Below are 18,411 nucleotides of genomic sequence, written 5' to 3'. Positions count from 1 at the left end.
GCCGGCTGCCGGGTCCCCGCCCAAGGGCATGCGGGCTCTCTGAACGGTTCTCCTTCGTCGCCCACTGACTAGACTTGTGTCAACACGAAAGGCGGGGACATGGTGCACGAGCCGGCTATCAGCAGCCCCGGGACTGTCCTGCAGCAGCGGTACAGGATAGGGGAGGAGATCGGGCGCGGCGGGATGGGCACCGTGTATCGCGGCACCGACCTGGTCCTGGAACGCGAGGTGGCCCTGAAGGTCTTTCGCCCCGACGTCGCGGGTGCTGACCAGCTCAGCAGGCAGCAGAGCGAAGTGCATCTGCTCGCCAAGCTCAACCATCATGGCCTGGTCACGCTCTATGACGCCGGGACAGCAACCCTGGGCAATGAGAACGTGTCGTTTCTGGTGATGGAGCTGATCCCGGGCAACGACCTGCATCGTCTTCTTGCTTCGGCACCCCTGTCGGGCGCCGAAACCGCCAGGATGGGTGCCGATCTGGCCGAGGCGTTGCAGTATATCCACCATCACGGGGTGGTGCACCGGGATGTGAAACCAGCCAACATCCTGCTGACCCGGTATGCCGGCAATGTCGGGCTGCGGCCCAAACTCGCCGATTTTGGCATTGCCAGGATGCTGGACGGTGCACGGCTCACAGCAACCAACACAACACTTGGAACCGCCGCCTACCTGAGCCCTGAGCAGGCCAGCGGCGGGCCCGTGAACTCGCCTGCAGACATCTATTCTCTCGGCCTGGTCCTGCTGGAGGCCCTCACCGGGAAGGTTGAATATCCGGGCCCGCCGTTGGAGGCGGCCGTCGCCCGGCTGTCCCGGGACCCCAGTATCCCTGACACGCTGGGTCAGCGGTGGACGTCACTGCTGACAGCCATGACCGCCCGGGAGGCGGCGAAAAGGCCCGAAGCCGGTGAAGTCGCCAGGACCCTGAACGACGGCGGCGACTGGAGCACCCAAGCCGTCCGGGCGGGCGCCGCAGCGATTCCCGCGGCGCACACTCCGCAGCGGACCATGCCGATCGACGCCACGAAGCCGCAGGAAAACGGAAGCCCGGGCCGGATGGTGCCTGTCATGCCGACCAGTCAAATCACCAATGCGACGGGTTCATGGCAGCCGGCACCGGCCGTGCCGCAGCGCAGGCCTGCGGTCCCGGGGCGGAAGCCGCGGGCCGGTCTCTTCCAGATCAGGGCCCGCGATGTCGGCCGCCGCAGGATCTTCATCGGTGCCGCGGTGGTGGTCGCGGCAATGGCTCTCGTCATCGCCGCGACGTTCTTTTCCCTGCCGCAGGGATCGTCACCGGGACCTACACGGTCCCCGGATCCGGTCATCACCGGAGAATTGGGTAACGACTTCAAGGAGCTGGAAGAGAGCGTCACACCATGACCGCGCTGCAAGCCATAAGTGAGGAAACACTTTCCCGGGCCCGCCGACGTATCAGTGGGCTGAACGTGGCAGTTCTGAGCGGTATCGTTTCCGCAGCCCTGCTGACCGGCTGTTCAGCTGCCCCGGAGCTCGATGAAGCCGCCGGCCGGAGGCTTCAGGACCGCGTCAGCGCCGCGAAACAGCTCACCGCGCAGCAGAACTACACCGGCGCGGTCGCCGAACTCGACCAGCTGGCCCGCGAACTGCAAACCGCCGTGGAAAGGGGGGAGGTCTCGGCCGCGAGGAGTTCACGCATTGAAACATCCGTGAGCAAAGTCCGAGCCGGTCTTGACGCCGCCATCGCCGCCGCTAAACCGACACCTGAGCCTGTGCCGTCCACTACCGCTCCCGCCGGCGGAAACGACAACGCAGGCGGGGACGATGAGGACAAAGAAAGGGGCAAAGGTAAAGGCAAAGGGGAGGAAAAGCAGGACGCTGGAAGTCGCTGAAAACAGACACGGCATGTGTGACGTCGTGGACGAAGTGCCAGGAAGGCACGCACCCACGCTCCGACAGGGCCACGCGGCGCACGGACGCCGCGACAGTCATGATCCTGCTGGTTTATGCCCTGCATCACAAAAGTCGGGTCCACCGGTTACACTCATTTTGACGCGGCGGGGGCCGCGCTTTTTTCTGCGTTCCGGCCATCAGTGGTCTGGGCGCCGCACAGGATGGTCTCAATGTCTCAGACGCGCCGCACTTACTTGTCCTCTTTGCTGACCTCGGCCGGCGTTGCCGCCCTGGTTGCGGGCGCGCTAATCGCGCCCCCGGCCTCGGCTGCAGACGACCCGGCCGTGCCGCCCGCGGCGCCGCGCCGGGCGTCGTCCACCGCTCCCGCGCCCACGGACCAGTTCATTGTGAAATTCAAGGACCCGGCCGCAAGGGCCCCCGCGGAGCGGGCCAGGGCCTACGCCCGGGCCGCGGCCAAGCTGGGCGCCGCCGTCAAGGACATCCGGGCCACCTCGAGCGGAGCCCGCGTGCTGCGGACCGACAAGGAGCTGGGCGCCGCGGACGCTGCCAAGCTCCTGGCCTCGCTGCGCGCCGATCCGGCTGTGGCCTATGCCGAACCGGACGCCCTGCTTCAGGCCAAGGCTGCGGACCCGAACGATACGTACTTCGAATTCCAGTGGCCGCTTTCCGAGCAGCCGGGCGGCATGCGGGTCACGCGTGCCTGGGATGTCACCCGGGGCAGCGGCGTGGTGGTGGCGGTGGTGGACACCGGCATCACCAGCCACATCGACCTGAACGCCAATGTGCTGCCGGGCTATGACATGATCGCCGATCCCGACAATGCCCGGGACGGCAATGGCCGCGACGCCAACCCCAGGGACGAAGGCGACTGGACTGACATCGGCCAGTGCACCAACGGCACCCCCGAAATGGATTCGTCGTGGCACGGCACCCACGTGGCGGGCGTCATCGCCGCCGTCGCCGGCAACGCAGAAGGCGTCGCCGGGATTGCCCCGCAGGCCAAGATCCTGCCCGTGAGGGTTCTGGGCCCGTGTGGAGGCCGCACCTCTGACATTGCGGACGCCCTGGTCTGGGCATCGGGAGCCTCCGTGGCGGGCGTACCGGACAATGCCACTCCGGCGCGCGTCATCAACCTCAGCCTCGGCGGCACCGAAGCCTGCTCGCAGGCCTTCCAGGAGGCCATCAACACCGCCGCCGGCAGGGGAGCGGCCGTGGTGACGGCCGCCGGCAACGAAAGCGCGCAGGCCGCGTCCTCCAGCCCCGGCAACTGCCAGAACGTCATCAACGTTGCGGCCAGCGGACCCAGCGGTGCGCTTGCCCCCTACTCGAACTTCGGGACCGCAGTAGACGTCACGGCCCCCGGCGGCGACATGACACCCCTCCCCGGCGGAGACGCCAACAGCGGCGTTCCGGGCGGCATCCTGTCCACGCTGAACGACGGCCCCACCACGGCCGGACCGGAGGCCTACTACTTCGCCGAGGGCACGTCCGCGGCGGCTCCGCACGTATCCGCCGCAGCCGCGCTGCTCATGGCCCAGATGGGCCCGGGGGCCACCCCCGCCGCCGTCGAGGCACGGCTGAAGAGCACCGCGCGGCCCGTGCCCGGAGGCTGCCCGGCAGGGTGCGGGGCCGGCCTGGCGGATGCCGCGGCCGCGGTGCTGCACATCAACATGGTTGTTGCCGCCGGTGACCTGAGCGGCGACGGGAAGGCCGACGTCCTGGCCCGCGACAACGGCGGCGTGCTGTGGCTGTACCAGGGCAACGGCCGGGGTGGCTGGCTCGGACGGGTGAAGGCCGGGACGGGCTGGAACGGCATGACGGCCATCGTGGGCTCCGGGGACATGAACGGCGACGGCAGGAACGACGTGCTGGCCCGTGACGGGTCCGGCGCCCTGTGGCTGTACCAGGGCAACGGCCGCGGCGGCTGGCTCGGACGGGTGAAGGCCGGGACCGGCTGGAACGGCATGACGGCCATCGTGGGTCCCGGGGACATGAACGGCGACCGGAAAGCCGATGTCCTGGCCCGCGATACCGCCGGTGCGCTCTGGCTGTACAAAGGCAGCGGCACCGGCGGCTGGCTCGGCCGGGTCCAGGCCGGTTCAGGCTGGAACGCGATGACCGCCGTCGTGGGTCCCGGGGACATGAACGGCGACAGGAAAGCCGATGTCCTGGCCCGCGATACCGCCGGTGCGCTCTGGCTGTACAAAGGCAGCGGCACCGGCGGCTGGCTCGGCCGGGTCCAGGCCGGTTCAGGCTGGAACGCCATGACCACCATCACCGGCCGGGGCGACTTCAGCGGAGACGCCCGTAACGACGTCCTCGCCGTGGACACCGCCGGAGCGCTCTGGCTGTACAAGGGCAGCGGCACCGGCGGCTGGCTCGGCCGGGTCCAGGCGGGGTCGGGCTGGAACTAGGCTCGGAGCGCCGCCGATACCCGAGGAAAAACCCGAGGACTCTAAGACATACCGGCCTGCCAATTCCGTCCGATCGCTCCAATTAGCGACGGGTACACGATGAGGTGGCGGAATGGCGCGATTACGGCCATGTAGATCTTCCCGACGATTCCGTTGGGCTTCACCAGGACGGCCATCTGGCCGTGGTAACCGCCGGCCTCGTCCTGGACCCAGCCAATGTGCATCACCGCGTGCACGGTCCGGTTCGCGATCTCCGCCGCCCATTCGTCGTCGGTCTGGTACACACAGGTGAATGGACCCGTGGGGAGGTCCAGCGCGGGTGGAGCGCCGCGAAGATCCAACGGCAATCTGTCGCGTAGCGACTGCACCCGCGAGCCGAGGCCGGTCTCCGACTTGTCCCACCCGAGCAATTTCCCGAGCTTCCAACGGATCTCGAAGAGCGTGCGGGTGAAAAAAGACGTTCGGCGCGGCATGTCAGCCGAAGTGAACTGTCGCACCAGACGTGCGAGATCGTCGGGGCCACCCGGCGTCGGCAATGCCCACACGTCCTCGAGGCGGAAGTCGGGTGTGATTTCGTGGATCCGCCAGGGTCGGGTGGTGTGTGCTGTCTTCGGGAGTTTCACTTCGTGGTCTCCTTCATCCGGTTCTGCGTCACGGCAACGGGGTCGAGTCCGAGTACGCCGGCTACGGCACGGGCTGCGAGGAGTTCGTCATGCGGGGCCAGTCCCGCCACTGCGGCCACGGTCCCCTCGAGCGCGCCGACGAACGCGAGGGCGACGGTACTGGTTGGCGGGCCGGGTGGGATGGTTCCGTTCTCGCGTCCGGCGTCGATCAGGCGGACACAGCTCTGGACGAGCAGTTCGTAACTCCGCTCGATCTCGCGCCCGACAGGATGGTCCTGTCCGGAGAATTCGAGCCGCACCGCGAGAGCCATGCGCGCGATATCACGTCGACAGAAGATGGCGTGCCCGCGGGCCAGGGTGAGCAGCGCCGTGACGGGCTCCGATTCCTGGTCGACGCGGGCAAAAACCTCCTGCCGCATTGTCTGAAGAACCCACTCAATCACGGCCAGGACCAGGTCCTGCTTGTCCTTGAATTGGTGGTAGAGCGCCCCGCGCGTGTACCCGGCATCTTGGGCGACCTGCTCAAGCTTGAGGTTGCCGTAGCCGTAGCGGGACAGTCCGCGTGCGGCCGACTCGAGCAGTGCGTTGCGAGTGCGCGCCCTCCGGTCTGCCTGGGTGGGACGACGACGGCCGGCGTGATCCGGCTCGATCAACCGCTCCCGTGTCTCGTCGTTTGCGTCCGGTCGGAGCAACGCCCGCTCCATTCAATTCGTCGCAGTCTTGCTCGTGATGAGCTGCCGCACCGTTCGGCGATGCCCCGGGCCGACGAGCGCCCAGACGAGGCGGGCGAGCACGGGCCGCTCGTAGTAAAGAACGGTTGTGAGCGTCCGCCGCGTCGGCTCGACCCTGCGTCCCACCACGGCAACGCGCATCAGCGGAAAGTGCGTCTCCAAATGGATCACCTCGGGTCCGGATTCGACAATCCGAAAAGGGCCCAGACGATCGGGCGACGGGGTAGTGGGGGCGCTTCGTATTCCCATCATGCGCAGGATTCGCTTCACCGTCGGCGACGTGGATCGCATTCCGGCCCGGAGCCAAGTTTCGGGCGAGTGGGGATCCGGCTCGGGTAAGCGAACTTCGAAGGCGTCGGCGTAGTCGTACGGGTGAGCGGCTGCGACCGGATCGGTCGCGTCGATCTGACGTACCTGGTCGGCTGGTTGGATTTTCATGCGGCCCTTCCTCCTCATGGAACCACTGAGACAGAACCATACATACGCGTATGTATATAAATCAATACCCTCTCGCAACACCAACCCCGCTGTGCTGACAGCACCAAGCCAGATCAGCGGGGCCGCAGCCGGCTGCCCGAACAGCAACTGGACCGGCGTGAACCCGGTCCTGACGGTGACGTCGATTTCCCTGGTCATCGAGCAACCGCCAGGCACCGTCATTTTCAGGTGCTCGGCGTCCAACTCGCGCGGACTGACCGGCACGGGGGCTCTTACCTGCTGAGCAGCCCTGGACTGAGGTAAACCAAACGCTGATTGTCCGGGCTTCAGGCTCCGCCTTCCGGGGCGGGTCTGGAGCCCGGACATAGGCGGTGCCAGCCGGCTTGACCACATCCTGCAGTTTCACGTGAAGATGTCCGCCACGTACCTGCCGTGCGTGCGTTCCACCTCATCCATCCACGCGTCGGCATCCGCCTCAGAGGCGCCGGTCGCCTCCTGGTAGATCTGTGCGCACGTGTCGCGGACCTGCGGCGCCATGTTCTTGCCGTCGCCGCAGACGTAGACTGTGGCGCCCTGCCTGACCAGCTCCTTCACATCGGCGCGGTCCGCCCAGAGCCGGTGCTGGACGTACTTCTGGCCGTCTGTGGGTGCGGTGGAGAAGACCGGCCGGAGGTCGAGGTTGGCTTCGTCTGCCCAGGATGCCAGCTCCGCCCGGTAGAGGAAGTCGGTGTCCTCAGCCCGGCAGCCGAAGAACAGCATGGAGGGCGCCGGCTTGGTGCCCTCGGCCTCGGCCCGCAGTGCCCGGTCCTGGACGAACCCCCGGAAGGGCGCCAGCCCGGTGCCGGCACAGACCATGATGAGCGGGACCTCCAGGGACTGGGGCGGGTGGAAGGCGGTATTCGAGGGACGCACCGTGACCGCGACCCGTGTCCCGGGCCTGGCCTGGGCGAGGTAGGTGGAGGCGGCACCCTCGAAGACGCCGCGGCCCGACCACGCCGGAGCCTGGATGACGGCGAACGTTAGGGTCACATGGTCCGGACTCCAGAGCGGGGACGACGAGATGGAGTACCGCCGCGGCGCCAGCTGGGTCAGCAGCTGCAGGAACGAGCTGAACGACAGCTTGCACGACGGGTACCTCTCCAGCAGGTCCAGGAGGGAGACGCGCTTGTCCAGGATCTCGGCCGCATGGCGCTCGCGGTCCTCCGCCAGGGCCTCAAGCTCCCAGCGGTGGGCGGGATCCTCGGCCACGTCGGCCAGGTACTCGAGCTGGGTCCGCGTGGCCGGGACCGCAAGTTCGACGTAACTGCTGAGCAGCTCGCCCACGGCCACAGGCGAACCGGTGGGCAGGAACGTGTCACCCTGCTCCATGCTCAGCAGGACGTGCGAGTCGTAGTCGAGGTTGAAGCGGCTTAGGGCCCGCTGCACGAGTTCGCTGGGATTCAGCGGCAGCACGGCCAGATAGTCGCCCGTCCGGTAGCTCATCCCCTCGGGCAGGGCGATCTCGACATGCCGCTTGGACTTGGCTCCTGGCTTGGCCATGTCCACCAGTTCACGGTTTGCCACCACCGTGCCGAGTGCCAGCCCGTTCTGGCGCAGCAGCGGTTCCCGGACGTTGCCCACGAACTGAATCTCCAGCTCGGGCTGTGCGGCCGGCGAGCTGGTGCTCTGCCCGAGCGCGCCGTCGACGGCGGGCCAGAAGCCGGCGTACCACTCGTCGAAATCGCCGAAGAAATCGCCGCGGGCGTTGGCCTCGCCCCGTTCATAGATCTGCGTGGCGCCGGCGGCCTCCAGCCGGGCGTCGATGGCCTTGGGCACCTCCTGGTAGGTCCGCGCCCAGTCCTTGTTTCCGTTGCCGAACACCGTGTACCGCACCCCGGAGAGGCTGCCAGGCTGCAGGCCCTCGGTCCAGGCCATGAACTTCCGGGCGTTGTCCGGCGGCTGCCCCTCATAGGAGGAGGCCACAATGGCGACGATCCCCGCCGTCGGCAGTCCGCCGGCCGCGTCGTCGAGCGGACCGATGGTGGGGCTGTAACCGCGCCGCCCGGCGTCGTTCGCAATGCGCTGGGCGAAGTCCTGGGAGGTTCCCGCGTTGGACCCGTAGAGCACACGGAGCGGGACTCCGTTGGCGGCTGCCGCCGGCGCCTCGGCCTGCCGGGCAAGTTCGACGGCGGCCTCGCTGGCCGCTTGGATCTTCACGTTCCGCCGGCTCACGTTGATGAAGAGCCCCTCGGGCTTCATGGTCAGCGTGTGGTGGATCTTCAGTTCATAGCCGGGGTCGGCCGGCGTGATGTCGAAGCGCTGCAGGAGCTTGGCCAGGAACAGCATGGCCTCCTGCAGGGCAAATCCACGGCCGATGCAGGAACGCTGGCCGTTGCCGAAGGGCTTCCAGGCATTGGCAGGGATTTCCGCGGCACGTTCGGGCGAGAACCGGTCCGGATCGAAGAGCTCCGCGTCCTCGCCCCACGCCGCCTTGTCCCGGTGCAGCTGCGGGATCAGGACCAGGATGCCCTGCCCCGCGGGGACCTGGTAGCGGCCGCCGAGCGTCGTGTCCTCGAACGGGGCGACGTTGAATCCGGGGGCGGTGGGCCAGAGCCTGAGCGTTTCCTTCAGGATCTGGTCCAGATACCCCAGCCGGGGCAGGTGCTCGAACCGTGCGCCCTCGGTGCCGAGGACCTCGTCCACCTGGGCGCGCGCCTTGGCCAGGACATTGGGATGGCGCAGCAGTTCGTAGAGCGCGAAGGACAGCAGGCCGCTGGTGGTCTCATGCCCGGCCACCAGGAAGGTGACCATCTGATAGCGGATGTTGTCCTCGGACAACCGCTCACCGGTCATCGGGTCCGCCGCGTTGAGCATGGTGTCCAGGATGTCTTCGCTGCCCGGCGGGCTGGGGTTGCGGCGCCGGTCGCTGATCATCTGGTCGGCCACCTCGAACATCAGGGCATTGTCTTCCTCGAGCTGGTGGCGCCTGCGCAGCATGATCTTGTTCTGGACCGGGAGCCTGCGCGCCCGGCTCCCGGATTCGACCAGGGCACGGACCATGGCCCCGACGAAGGGATGCAGCTCCTCCCGGTAGAGGCTGTTGAAGCGGTAGCTGAACGAGCACAGGGCAATGGTGTCCAGGGTCAGCCGGGTGGCGTTGTCCGGAACATCGATCCGGGCCGTGGGGCCGAGCCTTTCCCACTTGAGGAGCAGCTGCTCGGCGATGTCGTCCATGCCGCTGAACATCCGCTTCAGCGCCGCGGGCCCGAACGCCGGCATCAGGATCCGGTGCGCCTTTTGCCAGTTCGGTTCTTCTGTCCGTGCGGTGAACAGGCCGTCTCCGATGAAGTCCCGCACCTCCCGCAGGGAAACGCCCAGCACCTTGCCGAAACGGGACTCGTCGCACACTTCGTTGACGAGCTGCTGGGAGGAGACGGCTATGACGCTGCGGTTGAAGAACTGGATGCGGACAATGGGGCCGTACCGCTCGGCCACCTCGGCTATTCCCAGGATCCCCTTGCTGGAATCGATGTCCGGCAGGTTGCCGACCACCGGCTTCGGGGGAGGCTGCGGTATGGGGACGGTGGGCGAAGTCATGGCCCCTCCTAGGCGATTCTCAATCGACGCTCAGTGAGCTCTAATTGCTGCCTGACCGGACGGCACTGTCCGGACTCGACACAGGATACTCCGGTCAGTTCCGGGGCACTACGGGAAATTTCCGGGACGCAACGGGTGGCATCCTCAACGTTGACCTCGGTGCCAAAGTCCTCGGAGTCCTGCTCTCGCTGGAGTTCGTTTCCTGATGCGGCAAGTGGGACTGCTACCGGACTTATCGGACCCATGATGTCCGTTATCCGAATCCTCTCCAGACCATGAGTTGGTGGCGTTGTACGCGAGCAGTTGAGCTAGTGGAGAATTCGTTCATGACCAATGACGATCTTCGGCCCGTCTACTTCCTTTCGGACAGCACCGGCATCACAGCGGAAACGCTCGGCAACACCTTGTTGACGCAGTTCCCCGCTAATAACTTTGACCGCATCACGGTCCCCTTCATCACGACCGTCGAACAGGCCAGGACGGTGGTCGGCTCCATCGACAAACTGGCCGCCACCGGCCTGCGGCCGATTGTCTTTTCCACCGCTGTCAGCAGCGATGTCCGGCAGACCCTGGCGACGTGCAACGGAATCATCGTGGACCTCATCGGGACGCATGTCGGACAGCTGGAGCACGCCCTCGGCACCCCGGCGAGCGGAGAACCGGGGCGGGCGCACGGCCTGGGCAATGCGGAGCGGTATCGATCCCGGATGGCCGCCGTCGAGTACGCCATGGAACACGACGACGGCCAGAGCCTGCGCGCGCTGGAAAAGGCGCAGGTCATCCTGGTGGCGCCGTCCCGCTGCGGAAAGACACCCACCACCATGTACCTGGCGCTGCAACACGGAATCTTCGCCGCGAACTTCCCGCTGGTGGACGAGGACTTTCAGCGGGAGGGGCTACCCAAGCCGCTGCGGCCTTTCGTTGAGAAATGTTTCGGCCTCTCCTCCAACCCCCTGCGCCTGAGCCAGATCCGCACCGAACGGCGCCGCGGCTCACCCTACGCGTCGCTGCGGCAGTGCGGCTTCGAGCTGCGCAGCGCCGAGCAGCTGTACGTATCCCACCGGATTCCGTACCTGAATTCAGCCACGGTGTCCGTGGAGGAAATGGCGGCCACCATCCTGCAGCGCATGAACCTCAAACATTAGGAAAAGTTTCACAAGCCCGGTGTGGCGCACATCATGTGGAAAGAGCGCTCGAGACCTGACACTGTGGACAGGATTCGCGCCCACCAACCGGCCATCGCCGCGAGCGGGGCGGCACATCTGCATGCCATCATCTGCAAAGGAGCAGCAACTATGACGACAGACATCCTGTGGTTCTCGGAACTCGGACTCAAGGACCTGGACCGGGTGGGCGGGAAAAACGCCTCCCTCGGTGAGATGGTGCAGAACCTGACCTCTGCCGGCGTCCAGGTCCCGGACGGCTTCGCCACGACGGCCGACGCCTACCGCACCTTCCTTACAGACTCCGGCCTGGACCAGAAGATCGCCGACCGCCTGGTCGGACTGGACACCGACGACGTGACAGCCCTCGCCGCGGCTGGCCAGGAAATCCGGACCCTTATGCGCGAGACCCCCTTCCTGCCGGACTTCGAAACGCAGATCCGGAACTCCTACCAGCAACTGGTGGACAAGCACGGGGGCTCCGAGGACCTCTCCTGGGCCGTCCGGTCTAGCGCAACGGCCGAAGACCTTCCCGACGCCTCCTTCGCCGGGCAGCAGGAAACCTTCCTGAACGTCCGCGGCATCGAGAACATCCTGCTCGCCATCAAGGACGTGTTCGCGTCTCTCTACAACGACCGGGCCATCGCCTATCGCGTGCACCACAAGTTCGAACACGCCGAGGTGGCGCTCTCTGCCGGCATCCAGCGGATGGTGCGCTCCGACGTCGGCGCCTCCGGTGTCATGTTCACCATGGACACGGAGTCAGGGTTCCAGGACGCCGTATTCGTCACGTCCTCCTACGGCCTCGGCGAGGCCGTCGTCCAGGGCGCCGTGAACCCCGACGAATTCTACGTGTACAAACCCGCGCTGCAGGCTGGCCGCCCCGCCATCCTCAAGCGCGGACTGGGCGAGAAGGCCCTCCAGATGACTTACACGAGCAGCCGCGAGGTCGGCCGTACCATCGACTTCGTACCGGTCGAGGCCTCGTTGCGGAACCGCTTCAGCCTCAGCGACGACGACGTTGAGCAGCTCGCCCGGCACGCCGTCGCCATCGAGAACCACTATGGCCGCCCGATGGACATCGAATGGGGCAAGGACGGGGTCGACGGCGGCCTGTACATCCTGCAGGCACGCCCGGAGACCGTGCAGTCCCGCCGGGCCTCCGGCAGCCTGAGCCGTTTCCGCCTCAACGGGACCGGCCGGGTGCTGGTCGAAGGCCGCGCCATCGGCCAGCGCATCGGCGCCGGCAGCGTACGCATCCTCACCGCGATCGACCAGATGGCCGCCTTCAAGACTGGCGATGTCCTCGTCGCAGACATGACCGACCCGGACTGGGAACCGATCATGAAACGTGCCTCCGCGATCGTGACCAACCGCGGCGGGCGCACGTGCCACGCGGCTATCATTGCCCGGGAACTGGGAATTCCCGCCGTCGTCGGCACCGGAGTCGCCACGGACGCCCTCTCCGACGGCCTCGAAGTCACCGTCTCCTGCGCCGACGGTGAGACCGGCTTGATCTACGAAGGGCTCCTGGACTTCAGTGTCGAGGAAGCCGAGATCACCCAGCTGCCCGAGGCCCCCGTCAAGGTCATGATGAATGTCGGCACCCCGGAACAGGCGTTTACGTTCGCGCAGCTTCCCAACCACGGAGTGGGCCTGGCCCGGCTCGAATTCATCATCAACCGCCAGATCGGCATCCACCCCAAGGCACTGCTGAACCTGAACGAGCAGCCGGCGGACGTCGCCGCGGAAATCCGTGAGCGGATCGCCGCGTACGACGGCCCGCGCGACTACTACATCAAGCGCCTGGCCGAAGGCGTGTCCACCATCGCGGCGGCCTTCGCGCCGGAACCCGTGATTGTGCGCATGTCCGACTTCAAGTCCAACGAGTACGCCAACCTGATCGGCGGACCCGCCTACGAGCCGCACGAAGAGAACCCGATGATCGGCTTCCGCGGCGCCTCACGGTACCTGGAACCGTCCTTCCGGGACTGCTTCGACCTCGAGTGCGAGGCCCTGTCCTTCGTCCGCAACGAGATGGGGCTGACCAACGTCAAGCTGATGATCCCGTTCGTGCGGACCCTGGACGAGGCCCGCGGCGTCATCGAGCTGCTGGCCGAGAACGGCCTCACCCGCGGCGAGAACGGCCTGGAGGTGATCATGATGTGTGAAATTCCGTCCAATGCCCTGCTCGCCGACGAGTTCCTGGACTACTTCGACGGATTCTCCATCGGCTCCAATGACATGACCCAGCTGGCCCTGGGCTTGGACCGGGACTCCGCGATTGTCTCGGGCGGCTTCGATGAACGCGACCCCGCCGTCAAGAAGCTCCTGAGCATGGCCATCAAGGCCTGCAAAGAGCGCGGCAAATATGTCGGCATCTGCGGCCAGGGCCCCAGCGACCACACGGACTTCGCCGAGTGGCTGGTCGAGGAAGGTATCGATTCCGTCTCCTTGAACCCCGACACCGTGGTGGATACTTGGCTCCGGCTCGCCGGCGCTGCCCTCGAAGCAGGGGTCGGCGCCTAGCAGTTTCGGCCGATGGAGGAGCAGCGTTAAGACTCACTCGGTTGTTACGGCGGATGCACGAGGCCCCGCCCAGAATCAATCATCTGGACGGGGCTTCGTCAGTTAGTGCTTACCGGTGACTGCTAGACCACCTTGACAGTAGCCGCCGACGTCCTGGCGACGGCGGTGTAGCCCGCCTTCCGACCCGTGACCGTGACCGTCAGGATCTTTCCTCGCACCGCGGCGACCGGCTTGTAGGTGCTGGCGGTGGCGCCGGTGATGGCGATGCCGTTTGCCTTCCACTGGTAGGTCAGCGTGACGGGTGCCGGTCCCCAGGTGCCAGGAACGGCGGTCAGGGTGTAGCCCACCCTGACCGTGCCGGTGATCCTCGGTGCCGGCGCCGTCAGAGTGCCCGCTGCCACCCTGAGCGTTGCTGCGCTGGTCTTGGCTACGGTGGTGTACCCAGTCTTGGCTCCGGTGACGGTGACGGTCAGGGTTTTGCCCACCACCGTCGACACCGGCCTGTACGTGCTGGCGGTGGCGCCGGTGATGGCGATGCCGTTTGCCTTCCACTGGTACCTCAGGGCGACCGGTGCCGGCCCCCAAGCGCCAGTTGCCGTCAGCGTGTAGCCCACCTTGGCGGTGCCGGCGATGCCCGGTACCGGTGCGGTCAAAGTTCCCGCTGCGACCCTGGCCGTTGCCGCGCTGGTCTTGGCGACCGCGATGTAGCCGGCCTTTGACCCCGTGACAGTGACGGTAAGGGTTTTGCCCAGCATGGTTGCTGCCGGCCTGTACGTGCTGGCGGTGGCGCCGGTGATGGCGATGCCGTTGGCCTTCCACTGGTACGTCAGCGTGACCGGTGACGGGCCCCACGTGCCTGCTGCGGTCAGCGTGGAGCCGACCTTCACCGCGCCCGTGATCACGGGTACTGGCGCGGAGAGCGTGCCGGCGGCGACCTTGACCGTTGCCGCGCTGGTCTTGGCCGCGGTGGTGTAGCCCGCCTTTGTTCCGGTGACCGTGACGGTCAGCGTCTTTCCCACCACCGTGGAGGCAGGCTTGTAGGTGCTCGCGGTGGCGCCGGTGATGGCGATGCCGTTTGCCTTCCACTGGTACGCCAGCGCCACCGGCACCGGTCCCCAGGTGCCCGGTGCCGCGGTCAGCGTGTAGCCGACCTTCGCCGTGCCCGTAATGGCGGGCACCGGTGCGCTGAGCACAGGGTTGAGGGCCATGACCGTGCCGGTGCGCACTGACGTCTTAGCCGTCGTCGTGTAGCCCGCCTTGGTGCCCGTCACGGTGACGGTTATGGTCTTGCCGACGTCGGCCGCCGTCAGTTTGTACGTGCTGGCGGTGGCTCCGGCGATGGCGAGTCCAACGGCTGTCCCGTTGGACTTCCACTGATAGGAAAGCGCGACCTGCCCCGGCCCCCACGTGCCCGGGACCGCCGTCAGGGTCGAGCCCGCCTTGGCGGTTCCCGTGATGGTGGGCACCGGTGCGGTCAGGGGTTCCGTGGCGTACGACAGATCGTGCGTGGTGGCGCTGCCGCTGGCAACCGTCACGGGTGTAGCCGCGGCTTCCGTGGCGGCGTTGCCCGAGTAGAGGTCCCCGGCAATCGGGCCGCCGATGACCCGCAGCGTGTACTTTCCTGACGTCAGGCCATTGATGGTGTACTTTCCGGCCGCGTCAGTGAAACTGGCGCGGGTCACGAGCGAACCATCGGGGGTGTAAGCGTGGACGAATGCATCCGCGAAGGGCTTTCCGTCTTTGTTCAGCACGGTGCCGGTGAGGGATCCACCGGTGGCCAGGGTCGCGTCAATGTTCTGTACCTGCTGGCCTGCCGTCACCGGGAGCGACTGCGCCTGGCCTGCACCGGCGGACTCGGGCTTGTTCTGGTAGAACTGCGCTTCTTCCTGCGCATAGCCGCTGGAGCGGTTGAAAGCTACCTTGTAGGAGCCTTCGGCAAGCCCCACCACACTGTAGTTTCCGGCGGCGTCCGAGAAACCTTCCTTGACACTCTTGCCCGCGGCATCAAGCACGGAGACGGGGTATCCGTAGGTGGTGCTGGTGCCGGCGATCTTTCCCTTGATGGACGCTCCGGTAATCACGGTCATGTCCACGCCCGTCACGGTCTGCGAGACCGCCACTGTCACGGGGGTGGCGCTCGCTGCCGTTGCTCCGCCGTGCCAGGTATCCGTGGCGCCGCTTTGGCCGCCGGAGAACCGCACCGTGTACGTGCCTCCCTCCAGCCCGATCACGGAGTACGTTCCGTCGGAATTCACGGAGCCGTACACGGGGGCCGGATTGCTGACCCCGTTCTTCGTCGCGACGACCTGCGATGCAGCGAGGTTGGTCCCTGCGGGGGCCGTGATCTTGCCGCTGATGGTGCCGCCCTTGATCAGGGTTGCGTCAATGGCGGTCAGGTCCTGGCCCTCGGTGACCGGCACCGTGGTGGCAGTTTCCATGGACGAAGCGTTCTTGTACCACTGCGGCAGCGCTCCGGTGCCGTAGGAGCCGAAGGAGATTTTGTAGCTGCCCGGCGTCAGGCCGCGGATTGAGTAAGTGCCGTCGAAATTCGAGTTGGCGGAGCCGGCCATGGTGTTGTCGCTTGCCCTGAAAGCAGTGACGAAGACGTTCGGGGAGTATTCGGCTGCCGGCAGCGTGACCTTGCCGCTGATGCTGGCACCCTTGGCAAGAGTGGCATCAACGGCCGTGCGGTCCTGGCCTGCCGTGAGCGTGATCGGAGTGGCCTCCGCCGCGGTCAGGACGTTGTTGTACCACTCGTCCAGGGCGCCCGAGTTGTAGTTGGAAAAACTGACCTTGTAGGTTCCCGCCGGAAGTCCCTTGACCGCGAAGGTGCCGTCGGCGTTCACCTGCCCATACGAGCCGTTGGCGCTTCCCTCTCCGGTGGCGGACACGTTGACCATCGTCAGGTCGACGCCGGCGGGAGCCGTGATTTTGCCCGCGATGGACGCGCCCTTGATCAAAGTCGCGTTGATGCCTGTGAGGTCCTGGCCTGCGGTGAGAGGCAGTGTGGTTGCCGAGTCCATGGTGGTGGCGTTCGCGTACCACTGGTTCAGCGCGCCGGTGTTATAGCCCGCGAATTGAACTTTGTAGTTTCCGGCGCGGAGGCCGGTCACCTTGTACGTGCCGTCGGACTGCACCTGGGCGTTCACGGCGTATGACCGGAAGTTGTCAGCGTTGTAAACGGACGCCGTCACCGCGGAGAGCTCGACGCCGGCAGGAGCCGTGACCTTGCCGCTGATGGACGCGCCCTTGGCGAGAGGCGTGTCACTCAGAGTCAGATCCTGGCTGTCCGCTACGGGGACGGGCGTGGCCTCGGTGAACGACAGGCCGCCGTACCACTGATCAAGTGACCCCGAGCTTCCTGCGCTGAACTGCACCTTGTAGGACCCGGCCGCTAAGCCGGCAAACTTGTAGGAGCCGTCCGCTCTGACGTCGGCAGAGCCCGCGTAGGAGTAGCTGTCCGACGTATAGAGATAAGCCTGCACCGCGGACAGATTGACGCCGGCCGGAGCGGTGACCTTGCCGGATACTGACGCGCCCTTGATCAGGGTGGCGTTGACGCCGCCATGATCCTGGCCTTCGGTCAGGGCGACCGGTGTTGCGGCATCAAAGGATGAGGCGCCGGCATACCACTGCACCAGTGCGCCGGTGTTGTACCCGGCGAACTGCACTTTGTAGCTGCCTGACGGGAGACCGGCCACCTTGTAAGTGCCGTCGTCGTTGACCGAGGATGAAGCCACGTAGTGGGGGTTCGTTCCGCCGGCCTGGTAGACCGTGGCCTGAATGGAGCCAAGATTCACCCCGGCGGGGACGGTAACAGTTCCGCTGACAGACGCGCCCAAGACCAGGGTCGCGTCGATCCCGGTACGGTCCTCGCCCGCGGCGAGCGTCACGGGCGTGGCCGTGGCTTCGGACGAGGCGCCCGCGTACCACTGCTGCAGGGTGCCGCTGTTGTACCCGGAGAACCGGACTTTGTAGCTGCCTGCCGCAAGGCCGTTGACTTTGTACGTGCCGTCGGCGCCGAGTTGGGTAGATCCCCCGTAGCTTCCGTTAGCCGAGAGGACGTCGGCCTGCAAGGAACCGGGATCCACGCCGGCAGGAACGGTGACTTTGCCGCTGATGGAGGCGCCCATGACGAGGGTCGCGTTGATTCCGCCAAGATCCTGACCTGCCGTGAGCGTTACTGGCGTAGCGGTCTGGGAGGACGACGCTCCCGAATGCCACTGGGTGATGACGCCCGAGTTGCCTCCGGAGAACTGGATTTTGTAGCTGCCGGCAGGCACTCCGTGAACGGTGTAGCCGCCGTCCTGGCCAACCTGCCCGTAACCGGAATACCAGTCGGGGCCATAGGCAGTGCTGGTGATCCAGACGCCGACTGAGCTGGGATCGATGCCTGCGGGGACCGTGACGTGCCCGCTGATGGAAGCGCCCTTGATGAGGGCTGCGTCGATGCCGGCCAGGCTTTGGCCGGCCGTAAGGGTGACGGGTGTGGCCGAGTCAAAGGACGATGCGCCCGAGTACCACTGGTTCAGTGCACCGGAGCTGGAACCACCGAATTGGACCTTGTAGGAACCTGCCGGAAGGCCGCTGACCGTGTAGCTGCCGTCTGCGGCGACCTCCCCCCAGCCAGTGTAGGAATACGCCTCAGCGGTGTGGACCGTAATTCCGACGGAGGTGAGATCGACGCCTGCAGGGGCCGTCACCTTTCCGCTGATCGAAGCATTCGACAAGTCTGCTGCGTTGGCCGGCGTTATGCCGAGCAGTACCAGCGCTGACAGAACCGATAATAAAACGACGATTCGGAAACGGAATCGCCTGCTCAAAGCGAGCATTTTTACCCCCCATGGGTCATGCAGCAGCTGGGCCGCATCATTTAATTGTCAAAGAACGCCTCAGTGTAACCGTTATAAACGGCATTCAAAGTACTTTTTCCAGAAATTTCGGCCGTATGTCCAATTGAGTTAGTAACCGTGCCTCTTGTCGGCTTGACATAGTCCTGTGTCAGGGCGGGGCGGTTATATTGGAGCAGTCTCCCTTGAAAGGTCACCAA

12 protein-coding genes are annotated in these 18,411 nt (G+C 66.1%); 7 read left to right on the top strand and 5 right to left on the bottom strand.

Features of this window, described 5'->3' with window-relative positions; genetic code table 11:
- Positions 1-99: 99 nt before the first annotated feature.
- From J7I89_RS07105 to J7I89_RS07095, 3 genes are all read left to right on the top strand, one after another.
- The gene (locus tag J7I89_RS07105) at positions 100-1,377 is read left to right on the top strand and encodes a serine/threonine-protein kinase (RefSeq protein WP_214968615.1); all 1,278 of its coding nucleotides are present in this window, start codon (positions 100-102) and stop codon (positions 1,375-1,377) included.
- Positions 1,374-1,865 (top strand): hypothetical protein, encoded by a 492-nt coding sequence (locus tag J7I89_RS07100; RefSeq protein ID WP_214968613.1) that lies wholly within the window; start codon positions 1,374-1,376, stop codon positions 1,863-1,865. Before J7I89_RS07105 ends, J7I89_RS07100 begins: the two co-directional genes overlap by 4 nt.
- Before the next feature lie 231 nt (positions 1,866-2,096).
- Complete coding sequence (locus J7I89_RS07095) at positions 2,097-4,301, top strand: S8 family serine peptidase (protein ID WP_214968611.1); 2,205 nt, start codon at positions 2,097-2,099, stop codon at positions 4,299-4,301.
- Between the two features lie 41 nt (positions 4,302-4,342).
- On the opposite strand, the gene J7I89_RS07090 is transcribed toward J7I89_RS07095, so the two are convergent.
- From J7I89_RS07090 to J7I89_RS07080, 3 genes are read right to left on the bottom strand one after another with little or no spacing between them, the layout of a single operon-like run.
- Complete coding sequence (locus J7I89_RS07090) at positions 4,343-4,924, bottom strand: DUF2867 domain-containing protein (protein ID WP_214968609.1); 582 nt, start codon at positions 4,922-4,924, stop codon at positions 4,343-4,345.
- The gene (locus J7I89_RS07085; RefSeq protein WP_214968608.1) at positions 4,921-5,616 is read right to left on the bottom strand and encodes a TetR/AcrR family transcriptional regulator; all 696 of its coding nucleotides are present in this window, start codon (positions 5,614-5,616) and stop codon (positions 4,921-4,923) included. Before J7I89_RS07085 ends, J7I89_RS07090 begins: the two co-directional genes overlap by 4 nt.
- 12 nt (positions 5,617-5,628) lie before the next feature.
- A complete protein-coding gene (locus J7I89_RS07080; RefSeq protein ID WP_214968606.1) occupies positions 5,629-6,093 on the bottom strand; it encodes a hypothetical protein in 465 nt (154 codons plus the stop codon).
- 91 nt (positions 6,094-6,184) lie between these two features.
- Here J7I89_RS07080 and J7I89_RS07075 point away from each other — a divergent pair, with 91 nt between their 5' ends.
- A complete protein-coding gene (locus J7I89_RS07075; protein WP_214968604.1) occupies positions 6,185-6,376 on the top strand; it encodes a hypothetical protein in 192 nt (63 codons plus the stop codon).
- 119 nt (positions 6,377-6,495) lie between these two features.
- Here the strand turns inward: J7I89_RS07075 and J7I89_RS07070 are convergent, their stop codons facing one another.
- Positions 6,496-9,669: a bifunctional cytochrome P450/NADPH--P450 reductase gene (locus J7I89_RS07070; RefSeq protein WP_214968602.1), complete on the bottom strand. Its 3,174-nt coding sequence runs from the start codon at positions 9,667-9,669 to the stop codon at positions 6,496-6,498.
- 44 nt (positions 9,670-9,713) lie between these two features.
- Here J7I89_RS07070 and J7I89_RS07065 point away from each other — a divergent pair, with 44 nt between their 5' ends.
- The 3 genes from J7I89_RS07065 (at position 9,714) to ppsA (ending at position 13,361) form a co-directional block, all read left to right on the top strand.
- Entirely contained in the window at positions 9,714-9,875 is a 162-nt protein-coding gene (locus tag J7I89_RS07065; RefSeq protein ID WP_214968600.1) for a hypothetical protein, read from the top strand.
- 120 nt (positions 9,876-9,995) lie between these two features.
- On the top strand, positions 9,996-10,814 hold the full coding sequence (locus J7I89_RS07060; RefSeq protein ID WP_214968598.1) for a pyruvate, water dikinase regulatory protein: 819 nt from the start codon (positions 9,996-9,998) through the stop codon (positions 10,812-10,814).
- Positions 10,815-10,964: 150 nt separating this feature from the next.
- Positions 10,965-13,361, top strand: a complete 2,397-nt coding sequence (gene ppsA, locus J7I89_RS07055; RefSeq protein WP_214968596.1) for a phosphoenolpyruvate synthase — start codon at positions 10,965-10,967, stop codon at positions 13,359-13,361.
- A 122-nt stretch (positions 13,362-13,483) separates the two neighbouring features.
- On the opposite strand, the gene J7I89_RS07050 is transcribed toward ppsA, so the two are convergent.
- A complete protein-coding gene (locus J7I89_RS07050) occupies positions 13,484-18,091 on the bottom strand; it encodes an S-layer family protein (protein ID WP_214968594.1) in 4,608 nt (1,535 codons plus the stop codon).
- Between the last annotated feature and the right edge of the window lie 320 nt (positions 18,092-18,411).

Origin of the sequence: Arthrobacter sp. ISL-5 (assembly GCF_018613835.1) — a bacterium.
Lineage (GTDB): Bacteria > Actinomycetota > Actinomycetes > Actinomycetales > Micrococcaceae > Arthrobacter.
The sequence above is the reverse complement of the archived record's forward strand: the minus strand, read 5'-3'. Positions and strand labels throughout refer to the sequence as shown.

Coding starts and splice junctions, on each gene's coding strand:
- J7I89_RS07105 (WP_214968615.1), top strand. CDS start 100: ATGGTGCACGAGCCGGCTATCAGCAGCCCCGGGACTGTCCTGCAGCAG.
- J7I89_RS07100 (WP_214968613.1), top strand. CDS start 1,374: ATGACCGCGCTGCAAGCCATAAGTGAGGAAACACTTTCCCGGGCCCGC.
- J7I89_RS07095 (WP_214968611.1), top strand. CDS start 2,097: ATGTCTCAGACGCGCCGCACTTACTTGTCCTCTTTGCTGACCTCGGCC.
- J7I89_RS07080 (WP_214968606.1), bottom strand. CDS start 6,093: ATGAAAATCCAACCAGCCGACCAGGTACGTCAGATCGACGCGACCGAT.
- J7I89_RS07070 (WP_214968602.1), bottom strand. CDS start 9,669: ATGACTTCGCCCACCGTCCCCATACCGCAGCCTCCCCCGAAGCCGGTG.
- J7I89_RS07060 (WP_214968598.1), top strand. CDS start 9,996: ATGACCAATGACGATCTTCGGCCCGTCTACTTCCTTTCGGACAGCACC.
- ppsA (WP_214968596.1), top strand. CDS start 10,965: ATGACGACAGACATCCTGTGGTTCTCGGAACTCGGACTCAAGGACCTG.